The organism is Chloroflexus sp. MS-CIW-1 (assembly GCF_030444705.1).
Classification (GTDB): domain Bacteria; phylum Chloroflexota; class Chloroflexia; order Chloroflexales; family Chloroflexaceae; genus Chloroflexus.
Genome location: NZ_JAUBWR010000001.1, coordinates 1,152,043 through 1,169,860, shown reverse-complemented (window position 1 = coordinate 1,169,860; position 17,818 = coordinate 1,152,043). Strand labels below are relative to the sequence as shown.

The window sequence follows — 17,818 nt, the reverse complement described above, 5'->3', positions numbered from 1 at the left end:
TCCCGCAGCGTGGGTAGCCCTCCCCCCCGGCCCCTCTCCCGCACTGCGGGAGAAGGGAGGGTCGTGAACGCGGTAGCGTTGCCAGCCGCAGGATCGCCCCTGCTCGGTTCATCTCCCCTTCCTCGTAGCACACCTCCCGCCCTCCCCCCTTTCTCGCCCCTGATGGGATAGGAAGAGGGCAGGGGGGAAGGTGAGGGCTGCTCTCCCCCCTTCCTCTCCCGCAGCGTGGGAGAGGAAGGGGGGCTGGGGGGGAAGGTGAGGGCCGCCAAATGATGCGGTCAGTGCCGTCCGCGGGCCTGCGGTATTAGCTTGGAATTGCTCTGCTGCTGAACCATTCGGTTATCGAATAGAATCCAAAGTTAAAAACGCCGAAAACTCTGTAAACAGTAAGAGAGTGTACCAAAACAGCGATGAGCGCGTTATACTAATAGGGAGGCAAATTTGACGTGATCCCTCTTGCTGAATTCGTACATATGTGCTATAATAGTACATATGTACGGGGCAGGCAACAACGTTGACAGCGCCCTCCCCATCACGTAGCATAGCAAGAGGAGTAAACGAGTGAACAAGAGTAATGGAGGAGCGCCCGCGATGGCTATCACCCCGGAGAAAGAAAAAGCGCTCGCGGCAACAATGGCGCAGATCGACCGCAAATTCGGTAAAGGCTCGATTATGAAGATGGGCGAGGCGAGCAGCCGGTTGGCCATCGAAGCTATTCCTACCGGTTCGATTGCGCTCGACATCGCCCTAGGCATTGGCGGCGTCCCGCGAGGGCGCGTTGTCGAAATCTTTGGCCCTGAGAGCAGCGGTAAGACCACTCTGGCCCAGCACATTATTGCAGAGGCGCAGAAGATGGGTGGAGTCTGTGCCTTCATCGATGCCGAGCATGCCTTTGATCCGATCTATGCAGCACGGTGTGGGGTTAAGATCGACGATCTACTCGTCTCACAACCGGATACCGGCGAACAAGCGCTGGAAATCTGCGAAATGCTGGTACGCTCGAACGCGATAGATGTCATTGTGATCGACTCGGTGGCTGCCCTTGTTCCACGGGCCGAGATTGAAGGTGAGATGGGTGACTCGATGCCCGGTATGCAAGCCCGCTTGATGAGTCAGGCTTTGCGCAAGCTGTCCGGTGCAATCAGCAAGAGCCGTACCGTTGTTATCTTCATCAATCAACTACGAATGAAGATTGGGGTGATGTTTGGTTCACCAGAAACAACAACTGGCGGTCAGGCGTTGAAGTTCTACGCCTCAGTACGACTCGACATTCGCCGCATTGAGACTCTCAAGCAAGGCCAGGAGGCGATTGGCTCGCGCGTGCGGGTTAAGGTGATCAAAAACAAAGTTGCGCCACCGTTCCGTCAGGCTGAATTCGATATTCTGGCAAATGAGGGCATTTCCCGCGAGGGTAACATCATCGATATCGGCACCGAATTGGGGATTATTCGTAAGAGCGGTGCCTGGTTCTACCTTGGCGAGGATCGTCTCGGTCAAGGACGCGAGAATGTACGTGAGTTTTTGAAGAATAATCCTGCCCTGACCGACGAGATCGAACGCCTGATCAAGGCGCAGGCACTGACGAATCCGGCAGTAATTGCACCGAGTGCTGATATTGATGAAGACGCCATCTTTGAAGAGTAACGCACACGCCGGCAGCCCTTGTAGAGAGATTACAATTGCTCGCCTGTGCGGTCGGAACGCTTGCTAAAGCCGGTGCTGATGAAGGTGTCAGTTACCACTGTCTGGCTCATCCCTCCCTCGTTAATGCGCTCCGAGGAAGGGGTGGTCGGTAGCGGGGAGTGGAGAAGGATGCTTCTCTGCAACGTTCGTAGTTCTGGGTATCGAGCGGCCAAAGACATCGCTATTCAACATAAAGCGTGGCTAAAGAATGTCGCAGACAGGTAACAGACTCACTCTCGGCCGTGGCCGTTGTTTCTATACTGGTCGTAGCCCTTTTCACAGTTCTCTCCCTCTCCGTTCGTCGTGATAGCTGGGGAGAGAAGGGAAACGTGTTGTGTAGTCTCCGCTTGATGCACGATGCCTGAGCAGTCAGGCTTCCTTATCCGCTCGTGCTGATAGTGGAGGAGAGAAGGGAAACGTGTTGTGTAGTCTCCGCTTGATGCACGATGCCTGAGCGGTCTGGCTTCCTTATACACCATCATGCCTGTCGGAACAATCACTGCTATTCGCCAACAACATAACGATTCCCGGCGCTTCAATATCTTTATTGACAATGAATTTGCGATAGGGATCAGTCTCAATACCCTTACCCGCACTCGTCTGGCTGTCGGAGTTTATCTTGACGAACAGGGTTGGGCACAACTCGTTGCCTGCGAACAGGCCGATCAGGCAATGCAACAGGCATTGCGTCAGCTCGAACGACGGTCACGTTCCAGCTATGAGGTCTACCGCTTCCTACAGCGTAAAGGCTTCAGCGAGGAGATTTGTACCCAGACGATTACCCGCCTGCAGGAACTAGGCTTGCTCAACGATGCCGACTTCGCTATCCGCTGGGTTGCTCAGCGACGAGCCATAGCTCGTCGCGGTGAACAGGCGTTACGAGCCGAACTTCGTCAAAAAGGTATCGCTCCGTCATTGATTGAGGCAGCTCTGCGCAGTGCCGAGGATGAATGCAATGAAGAAACTCGTGCCGAAATGGCTGCCCGTACCGTTTTGTCACGATACGCGGCCAGTCCCGACTGGAATACATTCCAACGGCGTTTGGGTGGATACTTACTGCGCCGTGGGTTTGCAATCGACCTGATCAGGCCGATTCTTGTCCGTTTATGGCGCGAGGTGCGGCCAGCCGATGACGTGTCAGACTATGCTGACGATAACTAGTGTTTTCAAGCGGGAGATAAGAACCAATGCCTCGCGTATCATGATGCCTTCTCAGAACATCGATGCCATTCGTATCAGAGTGTACTGTGTTTTCATGCGCCTTGAAGGAATAACGAGGTATTCGGACGGATACTTAGCGCCTATCCGAATAATTGTCTCACCGTATAGCGGATGAAACCTGATAGATGTACGGGCGCAGCGGCGCTGCGCCCCAACCGATCTTCTTCTGCGACAGGGTATTCCGGATATGCTCCTGGAGCATGATCGGAAACTCGTGGTCTTGATTAGGCGCTCAGCAGAGGCGTTGGCTGAAGTGGTGAGCAACGAAGCGTCTCATCAACAACCTAGGCTTGTGATGAGGCGCGATCATGGCATCGCCGACATGGTGCGCGGAATGGTGGTGGGCAATACCAGCCTCTCTTCGACGCGATGGAAACGCATGTCATGCCCGAACGGTGAGAGATGATACGTCGGTGGTGGGCAACACCAGCCTCTCTTCGACGCGATGGAAACTCGCTTTGCGGCGATCACCGAAACCAGGCGCCTTCACCGGTGGGCAACACCAGCCTCTCTTCGACGTGATGGGAACTCAAGCTGGTACGTCGTCAAATAAGGAACGACAAACTGAGGTGGGCAACACCAGCCTCTCTTCGACGCGATGGAAACGGTTAGCATCGGATTCAGCGCCAGTACTGCGGTGCACGCCTGGCGCCCCTCATCTTCCCCCTCGCCCTCTTCCTCTTCCACAAGAGGAGAGGAAGGGGAGCGTGGGGGGGGCTGGCGAGCAAGAACGTTGGCAATTCCTTACGAAATGGTCGTATATGCACGCTACGAGCCTCATGATGATTACGCATGGTTACATCTACGACAGATGAAGCCTGTCAGCGAGGCGCCGCCTCATCCCTACTAGGTATCCCGCAATCAGCGGATCGACTGTACTAACGCTATCTTCCCCGCAGCGCCGTCATCATGCGCATCCCATGCTCATTGTCCCGCTGGGGTGGTGCGCACACACCAACCTGCTACCATCAGCGGATAGGTGTGTAACGGATGTTGCTTCGACCGGTATGATCTGGATAGCGGTGCTGCACCTCGACTGTTCTTCAACCGGATATTTTGGATAGGCGCATCGAAACCGAGGATGCGAACAGACCGTCAGGTGCAACGTTTCGTGAAGGAACGGCAGGGTATTCGGGCATATTTTAGCGCATGATCTGGAGCAGATTGCTATAGTCATCAGTCCAGAGTGGCAGTGATGTTGTGTATCCGTTCATATTACGAGCACGAGTAGTCAATTCAGGAATTGATAAGAGCGATTCATCGCGTGAGAGGAGAAACCAACGTGAGCGGATAGCTCGTTCATTATCTCCTTCATCATCGATAAGCAGACGATGAAGCGAAAAATGATCGGCCAGTTTCCAAACAACTGGTACGAGATCGAGATGGCGGTTAGAAATATGTACAGCGATAATACCGTCAGGAGCGAGATGATCGAGATATAGCGCAAATGCTTCTCGATTCAATAAGTAGACTGGGATGGAATCACTTGAAAAAACATCCAAAACCAATACGTGGTAATTCTGTGAACCACTTTCTTGCAGCTCTCGTTCCAATGACAAACGTGCATCACCTAACACAACTTCAATTGTTGCACTACTATCTTGAAGGTAAGAGAAATAGCCACCTTTCCCTAATGCAATTTCAATAACATCGGGATTAATCTCATAAAAGCGATATACATCATCAGGTAATCCGTAAGCAGCCAGGGTGCCAATGCCCAGTCCAAGCACACCTACGCGCATACCATTCCGCCGCCTGGGATGATGGTTGATCGCTAATCCAACCCCACTCGTTTCGCTATAGTATGCAGTTGGCAGTTTACGTTTCTCTGGATCGAGATACTGAACACCGTGTAATGTCATGCCGTGGACAAGAACATACCGTTGGGACGACTCGTTCGTCGGTTCTAGAACTTTGATTCGAGTCGCGGCATAAAAGTTTCGCTGTAACAAGACAGAGCTTTCTAGATCAAGACTAATAAAAAGGTACATCAGGAATCCCGCGCAGATGAGACCGGCCCATAACATTAGGCGTTGCCACTTCAAACCTGTTTCAGAACGATGGAATGTGGTCAGGAAAAACAACAACCATGCCAGTACTAATCCTAACGGATATTCCCAATAGCCCTTGAAGATAACTGGGGCTACGAAAGTAACAAAGATGCCTCCTAATGCACCACCAACAGACACCAGCAGATAGAATGTAGTTAATTGTGATTGTTGAGGACGTAATCGGTACAGTTCTCCATGACAGATCATACAAACCGCGAATAAACACAAAGAGTAGATTGTGATTTGAATAATTATCGGTATTGTGGCCAGCCCAATCACGGCCCAAATAACTGCTAGAAAAGAAAAAATAAATATTCCAAGGAAGATATTTCGATTGTAATAACGTTCATTAGCAAAAGTTATAATGAAAGACAGCAGATATATTGTTAAAGGTAATACCCACAGAAAGGGAACAACAGCTATTTCCTGGGTTATACGGGCGGTTGTTGCCAAGAGAAACAACGAGGCAGTGGCAGCTAAGCCGATCCACAGCAATCGATCACTCCATGAGAGCCTGATCGGTCGATCACTCGCCTCAATTTCGGGATAGATAACCGTTGCTGACCGGTGTTGTAATGCCTTGATTGTCCCCCAAAGAGCAAACCCAACGTAGCAAAGATACCCGATTGACCACATCCATCCCTGTACCGGTAACGTGAACAGGGGTTCAACAAGCAGTGGATAGCTGACTAATCCAAGCAGCGAGCCAATGTTGGAGATGGCATATAAACGGTATGCTGTTTGCGTTGGAAAAAGACGGTGAAACCATGCCTGTACTAATGGACTATTTGAAGCTAACAAAAAATATGGTAAACCAACCGAAATCATAAGGAGCTTTACAATTTCTAATACAGGAATGGCTTCCGGGGAAGGTTTCCAGTCGCTGCTTGGTGTGATCGGTGATCGCCAGAACACGCTTAACATCAAGACTCCGATAACTGAGAGACATAGTAAGAGAATATGCCAGCGCTCACGTTTGTACCCTGGTTTACTAACCCAATCGGCATACGCATAACCAGCAGTTAATAAAATTTGAAAAAACATTTGCACGGTTGACCATACAGCCGGTACGCCGCCAAACCAGGGCAGAATATAGCGAGCAATCATTGGTTGAATTTGAAAAAGGAGAAATGCTGATAGGAAGATGGAGACGATGAAATAAAACATATTTCCGCACTCAGTATAAATAGCGTGACGCAAGACATCGCCTGGCCTAATCACGGTGAGCAACGTGCTCTGAGAGCATGATCAAAAACCTAGGCTCGCACTGGAACAAGGTTGTAGCGGTTTCAGTGCCTATGCTGCGGAGTAGGCTCGGCATCCACTCACCTTTCCCCTCGCCCCTTTCCTCTCCCCTTGTGGGAGAGGAAGGGGAAGATGCGACGGGATGAACCTGAACCCCGCTCACCCAACCCGTCACACGCATCGCCTGGCGTTGCCTGCTTGGCAGAGGAAACGGGCTGTGGATGAAGGAAAAGAACGTTGGCCACTGGCGTCATGGTCGCAGATGCACGGTGCGAGTCTCATAAGAAATCTGGGTTTTGATCAAGCGCTGAGAATGAAAGAGTAGCCTTACAAAAACTGAGTCGATGATCATGGTGACTACTGTAACTCAACGATCAGGGAATATGAGATTTGTATCAGTTACGATCATTATAACATCAAATCTCTCGCATGCAAAAGATGGTTTTAGAACGGGTTGATGCTTTGATTGTTGGTTTGGTTGATGCCTGGGCATCAAATCTCTCGCATGCAAAAGATGGTTTTAGAACTGGCCCTGTTTCTAGAGGACCCTAACCCTCACCAGGTTAGCAGATGCTCGGCAAAGATCATACGGCGAGTGCGCGTTTCACAGCGCAAGATTAGGGAGTTCGTTTCTGCACGGTCACCGGCTAGCCGAACACCACGAAGCAGGATGCTATCGGTGATGCCAGTAGCGACGAAAAATATCTGGTTACTGCTGACAATATCGTCACAGGTCAGAATCCGTTTCGTGTCCAGACCGGCGTGCGTAATCGCTGCACGCTCGGCTTCACTCTGCGGAGCGAGACGGGCTAACATTGCACCACCGAGAGATTTCACGGCGCAGGCAGCCAGTACTCCTTCGTGTGCTCCACCAATTCCCATCAATATGTCAACGTTTGTACCAGAAATTGCCGCCAGCAATGCACCGTAGATGTCGCCATCATCAGCTAGCATTACTCGTGCTCCGGCAGCTCGAATCTCGTCGATCAGGTGGACGTGCCGTGGACGATCAAGGACGAAGACGACTACATCACGTACCGAGCGTCGGGTTGCCCGTGCGACCAGTGCCAATGTCCAACCAGCCGGCGCATCGAGACACTCTGGAACCAAGTACGGCGCAACCTGAGGGCCAACAATAATCTTTTCCATATAAGCCGCCGGGTAAGGCGTCCACAACGCACCACGATTGGTTACGGCGGCAAAAGAGACAGCCCCAGCACGCCCCTGGGCTAACTGACGTCGTCCGTCAACCGGATCAACGATGAGGTCCGCAGGTGGGCCGTTACCAGTACCAACCCGTGCTCCACCCGATAGCGGCGTAGCAGCCATCGCTCGTACTTCTTCACCCATGACGAGACGACCATCAATTTCAAGATTAGCCAACGCGGCAGCCATTGCAGTAGCGGCTGCCTGATCGGCAGCGTCAATTTCACCGCGCCCCATCAAACGAGCGGCTGCAATAGCGGCTGCTTCAGTAGCACGCACGAGATCAAGGCCGGTGTTGGGGCCGAGCTTTTGTGTCGGTGGTATCTCCATAGTGGCTCCCTTCTTCTGCATCGCGCCCGTCAAAACTCCTCAACCGCTTCGAGCAGATTTGCCGCTTCCCACGCCAGCATCCCACCTTCCAGCACCAGCGGCGGTGGGGTGCGTCCGGCCAGCAGTGCTGCGGCCCGTAAGCTCCGCCGACCACTCCGGCACACCAGCACCAGCGGGCCAGGGGGCAGGTGCTCGCGTTGGTGGAGCAGTTGCGCAAGGGGGATGTTGCGGGCACCAGGAATATGTCCGCGCTGGAATTCACGCGGTTCGCGCACATCGATGACCTGTGGCGGCTGCGCTGTGTGCAGTTGTTCCCATAGCGTCCGTGCCGTAATCTGTGCCGGTGGCTTGCCGTCGCGAAGGGGGAGGGCTACTGGCGCAGGTAACAATTGCTTCGGCAACTCCTGACACTCGCGGAATACACGCCGGTCACACTCGTAAATGCAGACTGCCGGGTCAAGCACGCGATGAAACAGAAAGTCGATGGCCTTGTCTTCGTCGAGAAAGCGTTCAGCGCCGAGCTGCTCGTAAAAGCCGCTGCTCTGCATCCGGTGCATCACACTTGCCCGTACTCGCACAAAGTAGAGATCACCGCCGCGCACCCGCAGTGTACGCCGAATGGTTTCGAGCGCCCGGATCCCACTCACATCACACTGATTGACGCTGTGCATCCGTAAGAGCAGATAGCGCACGCTCTGTTGCCGTTCCAGCAGACCCAACAACTGTTCTTCCACGTGATTGACCGCGCCAAAATAGAGGTCGCCTTGCAGGTCAACTACCAGCAATTGCGGACACATTGGCTTGCCGTGCGCTGTATCCCAGTGGCGAAACTCGCTGTCGGGCACGACAGCTTCCACGCGCGGCATAGCGGTGCGGATCAGGTAATAGCCCAGAGAGGTGACTACCCCGATCAAAATTGCAAATTGCAACGGCAGCGTGAGTGTCAAGAACAGAGTCATAAACATAATGACAGCTTCACTACGCGACCCGTGCCAAATGCGAACCATCGAACGCTGATCAACCATACTCCAAGCAGTAACCGCTAATGCTCCTGCTAAAGCAGCGCGTGGTATTTCAGCTAGCAATGGCGAAAGGATCGTTGTAGCCAGAAATACGGTAATCCCAGAGACAATCGCCGTAAGTGCCGTCTTTCCTCCTGATTGATAGGCTAGTGCCGACCGATTAAATGATGCGGAACAAGGCATACCAGAAAAGATTCCAGAGACAATATTTGCCAATCCCTGTCCAATAAATTCCTGATTGCTGTCGATCCGCTGACCAGTGTAACCGGCAATTGCACGGGCAATAGCGGTTGCCTCAACCAGACCGATAATGGCAAGTGCCAACGCACCATTGGCGAGCTGCCCGATAAGCTGCGCATCGAAGACTGGCAGTTGCGAGAGAGGCGGTAATCCTGGCGGAATCACACCCATTACCCGAACTCCCTGCGCTTTAAGGTTCAGCAACCAGACAATTGGTGATACAACCACAATGCTCAGTAAGACAGCAGGAACTCGTCGAGTCAAACGAGGGGACAGCAAAATGAGAATAATGGTTGCCCCACCGACGGCCACTGATGGCCAATGAATAGCGTCGAGATGGGTAGCGACTTCGGTAATCGTTTGCAAAATACCGGCGCCGGGTGGTATATCGATCCGCAGGATTGGGCCAATCTGATTTGAAAGGATGAGAATGCCGGCTCCTGCTGTGAAGCCAACGGCCACTGCGTCAGAGACAAAGTTCACCAATATGCCTAATTGTGCAATCCCCATCATAACGCGAATGATCCCGGCCATAACGGCAATTAAGCTGGCGGCAGTCACAAATTCATTACTGCCAACGGCAGTAATCGGCGCCAGCACCGATAGGGTCAGAATTGCAGCAGTATTCGTTGGGCCGCTGTTGAGATGGCTTGACGATCCCCACAGCCCACCAACAATTGTAGCAGTTAGTGCACTATAGAGGCCAACAACCGGTGGTAGGCCACCCAAAATGGCAAATGCTAGCGATTGAGGAAGTAACACCAGGCCAACAGTTATACCGGCCAGAAAATCGGCACGAAGGCTATCAGGTGTAAAAGTACGCACCAATCGTACCGGTTGGGTAAACAAGACAATGATATAGCGTAGATAGTGCATCATAGGTCATGACAGTAGAAGTGACTATTTCTTGTTGCTGTCTCAGTAGCATGCACGAGATCAAGGCCGGTGTTGGGGCCGAGCTTTTGTGCCGGTAGTATCTCCATAGTGGCTCCCTTCTTCTGCATCGCACCCGTCAAAACTCCTCAACCGCTTCGAGCAGATTTGCCGCTTCCCACGCCAGCATCCCACCTTCCAGCACCAGCGGCGGTGGGGTGCGTCCGGCCAGCAGTGCTGCGGCCCGTAAGCTCCGCCGACCACTCCGGCACACCAGCACCAGCGGGCCAGGGGGCAGGTGCTCGCGTTGGTGGAGCAGTTGCGCAAGGGGGATGTTGCGGGCACCAGGAATATGTCCGCGCTGGAATTCACGCGGTTCGCGCACATCGATGACCTGTGGCGGCTGCGCTGTGTGCAGTTGTTCCCATAGCGTCCGTGCCGTAATCTGTGCCGGTGGCTTGCCGTCGCGAAGGGGGAGGGCTACTGGCGCAGGTAACAATTGCTTCGGCAACTCCTGACACTCGCGGAATACACGCCGGTCACACTCGTAAATGCAGACTGCCGGGTCAAGCACGCGATGAAACAGAAAGTCGATGGCCTTGTCTTCGTCGAGAAAGCGTTCAGCGCCGAGCTGCTCGTAAAAGCCGCTGCTCTGCATCCGGTGCATCACACTTGCCCGTACTCGCACAAAGTAGAGATCACCGCCGCGCACCCGCAGTGTACGCCGAATGGTTTCGAGCGCCCGGATCCCACTCACATCACACTGATTGACGCTGTGCATCCGTAAGAGCAGATAGCGCACGCTCTGTTGCCGTTCCAGCAGACCCAACAACTGTTCTTCCACGTGATTGACCGCGCCAAAATAGAGGTCGCCTTGCAGGTCAACTACCAGCAATTGCGGACACATTGGCTTGCCGTGCGCTGTATCCCAGTGGCGAAACTCGCTATCGGGCACGACAGCTTCCACGCGCGGCATAGCGGTGCGGATCAGGTAATAGCCCAGAGAGGTGACTACCCCGATCAAAATTGCAAATTGCAACGGCAGCGTGAGCGTTAATGCCAGTGTTGTAACCATAATGGCCGACTCACCACGTGAACTACGCCAGACCCGCGCCATTGCTTTGTGGTCAACCATACCGAGCGCGGCAACCATCAATGTTCCCGCTAGCACAGCACGCGGAATGATGGCGAGAATCTCGTTCAACAGACTGGTCCCGATTAGAACGGTAATACCTGAAATAACACCGGTGAGCGCTGTCTTGCCACCTGCCTGATACGCCAGCGCCGAGCGGTTGAATGAGCCAGAACACGGCATGCCGGAAAAGATTCCAGATGCAATGTTTGCTAATCCCTGTCCGACAAATTCCTGATTGCTGTCAATTCGTTGACCGGTGTAGCCAGCAATCGCACGGGCAATCGCAATTGCCTCAACCAGACCGATAATGGCCAGCGCAAGTGCACCATTGGCCAACTGCCCAATCAAGTGGAGATCAAATGGTAACTGCGCCAATGGTGGAAAACCTGCCGGCACTTCACCCATCAAACGCACACCCTGCTGTTCTAGGTCGAAAACCCAGACAATGAATGTCATGATGACAATACTCAAGAGAGAGGCTGGCAATGTGCGGGTAAACTTAGGAATCGTATAGATAATAATAATGGTCAATCCACCAATAATAAGAGACGGCCAGTGTACTTGTTCGAATTTCGCCAGTGTTTCAACAACGATTGTAGGAATATTCGCACCTGGAGGAATGCTAATGCGTGTAATAGGACCGATCTGATTGAATAAAATTAAGAGTCCTGATCCGGCTGTAAACCCAACGGCAACTGCATCTGAGATGAAGGTCACCAGCATACCTAATCGGGCAATACCCATAATGAGCCGGATTATTCCGGCCATTATCGCAACTAAACTGGCAGCCGTAACGAATTCGGAACTGCCGACCGGTGCAATCGGCAAAAGTACCGATAGAGTTAAAATAGCGCCAGTTGTAGTTGGGCCACTGTTTAGCAGAGTAGAGGATCCCCACAATGCCCCGATCATCGTGGCGACCATTGCACTGTACAAACCAACCACTGGTGGTAGACCACCCAAAATAGCAAACGCCAGTGATTGGGGTAATAAAACCAGACCGACCGTGACTCCGGCGAAAAAGTCCGCTCGTAATGCGTGCAGTGGATAAGTCTGAAATAATCGAACGGGCTGCGCGAATAAGGTTAGTGCCGAACGTATGTAATCGTACATAGTGATGTATTCATGTGTCTGACAAGAATCACCATCATTCATTGTGACCAAAATCGCTTGCTATCTGAAGGATAGTGTAGATGAAAGAGAGCAGTTGCCGTTTACTCCAGATGTTTTCCATCATACCGCGATTTCAGATTAGTAAAGCAGTGATGAATACTCTTGAACGTAGCTTTGTAATTACAGATACCGTATTCCTGTCAGATAGTCTATGGTATAGTGAAGGCGGTGGAGCTGTTGATCATTATGCTGAATCTCGATATTCAGTATAACGTTTCTCGAATGGATTCATTCCCAATGTGCAACAAGAGGTTTGTACGAACGATAGGATCAGTACCGTTGTTGGCAGTAATAACTGTGACCAGGGAGAGGATTTCACGAATTAATAGAGCTATGATCGACCGCCATTTATGGATGCTGAGTACTATTGTCGGTTTGATCCTCTTCTGGTTCTTACGGCAGCGCGGTTACGATGATCCGTACATTACATATCGTTACGCGATGAACCTGGCAAGTGGTAACGGCTTTGTCTACAATCCTGGCGTTGCGACCCTCAGCACAACAGCCCCCCTGTTCGGATTGATCCTGACCCCAGTGGCCTTATTCGGCTGGCCGATTCCACTGGTAGCTAACCTGATTGGCTGTCTGAGTCACGCCACTGGAGCACTGGCGTTGTGGCGATTGGGTCAGGAATGGAATGACAGGCTTGCTGCTGGAGCAGCAGCGCTCTTGTACCTGCTCTTTCCCTTTTCACTGACAACGCTTGGCAGTGAGACTTTGCCGGCAATGGCGTTGACGCTATGGATTTTTGTTTGGGCAGCACGTGGTCGGCAATGGCTTACCGGTACCCTTGCCGGGTTGTTGGTCTGGCTACGGCCCGATGGGATTCTCGTCGGGCCGTTAGCGCTCCTGTTGTTGACGATAACCGGCAAGCACTGGCGTAATTGGCGGCGCTGGCCGTGGTTAGCAGGATTGATCTGGATCGGGATCGTTAGTACTGGCGCAGGATTGGCCTGGTTCATATACGGTGCACCATTGCCGGTAACGCTCTATGCCAAGCAACAACAAGCGCTCATTCCTGGTTTCTACGATTTTGGTGATCGACTGTGGGTGACGTTGCGTAACCATCTTGCTCAGCCTGTTTACCAGATGGTCTTCTTGCTGGCCGGTCTCGGCTTGATAGCGAGTTTGCGCTCTTGGCGCTGGCTATTTTTGATCGGATGGGCAACGCTCTACGCTCTGGCTTATACGCTCTTGCACATAGCTGGCTATTTCTGGTATGTGGCCCCACTCGTTGTCGGTCTGGCACCTGCATTCGGGCTTGGGGTACATCTTGTCGGCAGATGGTTACAGCGGCTTGGTGGGCTGAGGTTAAGCAGTATTGGGATTGTCGTGATATTATGCGGCACTACTCTCTGGTTGAGCAGTGCTGTTTATCGGATCGGTCAACAGATCGATCCGCGTTTGACCGTCTATCGTGAGGCAGGAGAATGGCTGGCAGCCAATACTCCACCAAACGCTAGCGTTGCCACGCTAGAGATCGGCATTATCGGCTATTACGCTCAGCGTCCGATGATCGATTTTGCCGGTCTTCTACAGACGGACATTGCCGCCCAATTGGGATCAGGAGGGTTTGGCGCTTCGGCACAGTATGCGATTGAGCATTATCGTCCAGCATACCTGGTATTACAGGAACAAGCCCTCTCCCTGCTGAGTGGACGACCTGACCTTACCGCACGTTGCCCGATTGTCGCCGAGATTCCCGATCCACGGTATGCAGCACCATTGACGATCCACGCTTGTCGTTGGGAAAGCCCTTAATAGTCCATCAGGATGTACGCTACGCCTATCGACCAGAGGAGAAACGAATGAAACGATTGATCACTATCACCCTCTTGCTCATACTGTTAACCACGACGATTCCTGTCGCGGCTCAATCTACTGCACCCGTCTGCTTTCCCGATGTACCGCTCATTGATAACTGCCTTCATCCATCTTTCGTGGCCTACTGGCGCGATAATGGTGGTCTACCGGTGTTCGGTTATCCCATCAGCGCTCTCGAACTATTTACCGGCGATGAAGGGCGATTGTTGACTATACAATGGACAGAGCGTAACCGTCTTGAGTTACACCCTGATAAACCACCGGCATACCGCATCCAGATCGGGCGGATGGGAGCAGAAGCATTAGCCCGTGCTGGTCGTGATCCTTTTGCCGATCCGCCTGATAGCGGGCCACAACCCGGCTGTCTCTGGTTCCCAGAAACTGGTCACAATGTCTGTGATCAGGAACCAGGCAACGGCTTTCGTTCGTACTGGCAGAACAACGGGCTGCGGATTCCCGGACTGAGTCGCTATGCGCAATCGCTGGCGTTGTTCGGCTACCCTTTAACAGCCCCGCAGATGGAGCGGAATGCAAACGGTGATCTGGTATTGACCCAGTGGTTTGAGCGAGCACGTTTTGAGTGGCATCCGCAAAACCCGGCCCGTTCACGAGTGTTACTTGGGTTGCTGGGGCGCGAACTGTATACCACCCCGCAACCGCTGCCCGATCTGCGGAGTGGTCGGTCGGTATTCGGGGTGGAAATCAATCGCGGTACTGTTGCTGTCACTGCCAACCGTCTGGCCGAGCTTGGAGCTGACTGGGTGCGCTACAACGGTATTCTCTGGTCGGAAGTAGAGCCAACGCCAGGCGCTCGTAATTGGGATGCGCTGAAGCAGGTTGAAGCAGACTTGCAGGCGATCAGTGCTGCTGGCGCTGTACCAATGGTGGTTGTGCGCGGTGCACCATCGTGGGCACAGGCCCAACCGGATACCACCTGCGGACCGATTCGCGCCGACGCCTTACCTGCCTTTGCGTCATTCCTTAGCGATCTAGTCGCTCGCTATCGTCAACCACCGTACAACGTAACATTTTGGGAATTAGGAAATGAACCTGATGCCCCATTCCAGCTTGTCGGTAGTACAGCGCCGTTTGGTTGTTGGGGTGATGAGCAAGACGAAGAGAGCTATGGTGGTGCCGCGTATGCGGCAATGTTGAAGGTTGCCTACCCGGCAATTAAGGCTGCCAATCCGCAAGCTCAGGTCATTCTTGGGGGATTGATTCTCGATTGCGCACCGGATCGTTCGTTGCCGAATGGTCAGCCCTGTCGGGCTGGTCGCTTTTTCGAGGGTGTCTTACGCGCTGGAGGGGGTGATTACTTTGACATCGTCGCCTATCATGCGTATGGCTACTTCCGTCCTAATTACGACCCGGATCGCGAGCGGCCAAACTGGAGTGACCGTGGTGGGGCAACGCTGGGCAAGGCGGCTTACCTACGCGAAACGCTGGCGCAGTACGGTTATGCTAAACCACTCCTTATGAATGAAGGAGCCTTGCTCTGCTATCGCAGTTCGCCAAATTGTCGGCCCAACGGTTTTGAAGCAGCAAAAGCCGACGCAGTAGTACGACTCTACGCTCGAACGCTGGCAATTGATCTGCTGATGTCACACTGGTACACACTGAACGGTCCTGGCTGGCAGGAGAGTGGGTTACTCGATGCCAACCAACAACCGGTACCGGCCTTTCAGGCATTTCAGTTCGTGCGCCAGCAACTTGCCAGCGCACGCTACTTGCGTGCTGTTGACACTACCGGCCTGGAGGGGTATCACTTCCGCACAACCGATGACGAAGTGATTATCGTCTGGAGTGTTGATGGCAACGAACGAACATTTACCGTTCCAGCGGCAACTCGCGCTATTTACGATGCAACCGGTACGGCGTTGCCGTTATCAGCAACGCTGACCCTGACGACTGCACCTCGGATCGTTGTTGTTTCGAGACGGTAATGTGTGGCAGCATAAGTATGGTTGATGTGCCGCGAGGTATTGGTAAGGACGAGGCAGCACCTCGCCCTACTGACCAGGTTCATCTATCGTGGACATGACGATATTCGGATAAGCTCTAAGAGCCTATCCGAATCATCGTCTCAGGGTACAGTGGATAAAACCTAATAGATGTACGGGCGCAGCGCCGCTGCGCCCCAACCGAATCTTCTTCTGCGACAAGGTATTCTGGATAGGCACTAAACCTGCTCCAGCAATTGTTCCCACGTCAGGATTATCTACACCCTTCACCGGATCAACCACAGCTCTTCTTGCGGTTGACCGATCCACTCATACCCATCGGCAGTAACCAGAATTTCTTCCTCAAGCGAGATATAACCGTAACGAGTACGCACACCAAGTTCAAGGGTCAAGACCATTCCGGCGTCGATGGTACCGTAAGGCTTGTCGCCGTACCGCTCCCAGCGTGGATAGAAGCCAACCCCACCATCGTGTACCGCTCGTCCAACTTGATGCCCAAGTGCATGCGGGTACTCTGGATAACCGGCAGCGGTAATTGTCTGGCGGGCAATCGCATCAATTTCCCAGCCAATAACCCCGGGTCGTATTGCCGCTGCTGCATTCTGAATGGCAGCTTTGACTGCATTGAAGGCGTGTAGAACTTCGGCTGGCGGTTTGTCTTCGTTAGGCCGCAAACAATACCAGACCCGCTGATGATCCGAGCAGTAGTCATTCAGTTTGACGCCAAAATCCATGTGGAAGATTTCACCAGGACGCACGATTTCATCCGAGGGGCCAACGTGTCCCCATGGCGAAGATGGTCCGGCATTAAGGCCAGGACAATGGGCAGGGTCCCAGGCTGTCGTCGCCCCGCAGGCGTTGGTTTGCGCCTGCACAAATGCCGCAACCTCGCGTTCACTCACGCCAGGCCGTAGAAAATCACCGACCGCAGTAAAGATGCGCAGACCGAGATCGGCAGCAGCTCGTAAGCGTGCCACTTCCTGGGGGGTCTTGCGACTGCGTAGGGCAGCGACAAAGGATTCGGCAGAAACGAGGCGATTGCGATAGGGTGTATCGGCAAGATAATCGCACAAATTGAGATACATACCGTAGGTCAGGCCATCGGCGCTCACATCGCCGCGGCTGATGTTGATGCCGATACGTTGCGGATCGTAAGCGGAAAGAAGACGGACGAGTTCAGGGCCAATACTCTGAGTATAGGTGCGTATATCAGTAAACAGACCAGTTCGCCGAACCGCTTCATCATCACCCAAACCGGTCAGAGCTAACGCATAACCACTACGAGTAACCATGATGGCCGTCGGCCAGGTGAAAGAGAATTGACCGAGGAGTTTTAGCGATGGATCGGTGTGTTCAGCCGTTTCACGAACAAAAATGAGCCAGAGATCAAGATCATGCGCTGCCAGCAGTTCGCTAGCCTGGTGCAGTTTCTCGTGGTAGAGGTCCATTCGTTAGCTCCTCTTCCATGACGATGCGGCTGAACGTTGCGTTACGAGATCGGGTCTGGTATTCAATCCTCGTGTGGTGGGCAATCGAGCCTCCTCGGCTCTTCCCACCGCTGTACGCCAAACGATGTACTATCGCCACAAACTATTCCAGAGGTCTTGCAACGTGCTTTGTACACCGGCAATTGTTTGTCGGATAGGGTCAGGCGAAAGACGAGCATCGAGGCGTGTGCGGGCATCTTCGATCACCTCGGTGAGCATACGGTGAGCTTCTTCGGCGTAGAGCCGGGTTAGCAACTCGGCATAGGCATCGAGCAACTGTTCACGGTCGGCTTTAGGAGTTTCATCAAGTAAATTTGCTAAAATGTGCCGCGCACGAGTATAGAAATCTTCAATCGCCATAGGGTCT

At 53.0% G+C, this 17,818-nt stretch carries 10 protein-coding genes; 4 read left to right on the top strand and 6 right to left on the bottom strand.

Going from position 1 to position 17,818, the window contains the following annotated elements; genetic code table 11:
- Positions 1-591: 591 nt before the first annotated feature.
- Positions 592-1,644, top strand: coding sequence for a recombinase RecA (gene recA / locus QTO31_RS04630; RefSeq protein WP_301428249.1), 1,053 nt, complete (start codon positions 592-594; stop codon positions 1,642-1,644).
- A gap of 519 nt (positions 1,645-2,163) precedes the next feature.
- Entirely contained in the window at positions 2,164-2,844 is a 681-nt protein-coding gene (locus tag QTO31_RS04625; protein ID WP_301428248.1) for a regulatory protein RecX, read from the top strand.
- Between the two features lie 1,202 nt (positions 2,845-4,046).
- On the opposite strand, the gene QTO31_RS04620 is transcribed toward QTO31_RS04625, so the two are convergent.
- The 4 genes from QTO31_RS04620 to QTO31_RS04605 all read right to left on the bottom strand — a co-directional run bounded on the left by QTO31_RS04620 (position 4,047) and on the right by QTO31_RS04605 (position 12,119).
- Complete coding sequence (locus tag QTO31_RS04620) at positions 4,047-6,062, bottom strand: hypothetical protein (RefSeq protein ID WP_301428247.1); 2,016 nt, start codon at positions 6,060-6,062, stop codon at positions 4,047-4,049.
- Between the two features lie 693 nt (positions 6,063-6,755).
- Positions 6,756-7,736 (bottom strand): fructose-bisphosphatase class II family protein, encoded by a 981-nt coding sequence (locus QTO31_RS04615; protein WP_301428246.1) that lies wholly within the window; start codon positions 7,734-7,736, stop codon positions 6,756-6,758.
- Between the two features lie 29 nt (positions 7,737-7,765).
- On the bottom strand, positions 7,766-9,877 hold the full coding sequence (locus QTO31_RS04610) for a SulP family inorganic anion transporter (protein ID WP_301428245.1): 2,112 nt from the start codon (positions 9,875-9,877) through the stop codon (positions 7,766-7,768).
- A gap of 133 nt (positions 9,878-10,010) precedes the next feature.
- Entirely contained in the window at positions 10,011-12,119 is a 2,109-nt protein-coding gene (locus tag QTO31_RS04605) for a SulP family inorganic anion transporter (RefSeq protein WP_301428244.1), read from the bottom strand.
- A gap of 393 nt (positions 12,120-12,512) precedes the next feature.
- On the opposite strand from QTO31_RS04605, the gene QTO31_RS04600 reads away from it, so the two are divergent.
- The gene (locus QTO31_RS04600) at positions 12,513-13,940 is read left to right on the top strand and encodes a glycosyltransferase family 39 protein (protein WP_301428243.1); all 1,428 of its coding nucleotides are present in this window, start codon (positions 12,513-12,515) and stop codon (positions 13,938-13,940) included.
- Between the two features lie 47 nt (positions 13,941-13,987).
- The gene (locus QTO31_RS04595) at positions 13,988-15,946 is read left to right on the top strand and encodes a hypothetical protein (RefSeq protein ID WP_301428242.1); all 1,959 of its coding nucleotides are present in this window, start codon (positions 13,988-13,990) and stop codon (positions 15,944-15,946) included.
- Positions 15,947-16,230: 284 nt separating this feature from the next.
- Here QTO31_RS04595 and QTO31_RS04590 read toward each other — a convergent pair whose 3' ends face one another.
- Together QTO31_RS04590 and QTO31_RS04585 are read right to left on the bottom strand one after the other, a co-directional pair.
- Positions 16,231-17,412 (bottom strand): M24 family metallopeptidase, encoded by a 1,182-nt coding sequence (locus tag QTO31_RS04590; protein ID WP_301428241.1) that lies wholly within the window; start codon positions 17,410-17,412, stop codon positions 16,231-16,233.
- 129 nt (positions 17,413-17,541) lie between these two features.
- Positions 17,542-17,811 carry a hypothetical protein gene (locus QTO31_RS04585; RefSeq protein WP_301428240.1) on the bottom strand — a complete coding sequence of 90 codons (270 nt, stop codon included), beginning with the start codon at positions 17,809-17,811 and terminating at the stop codon, positions 17,542-17,544.
- Positions 17,812-17,818: the final 7 nt, after the last annotated feature.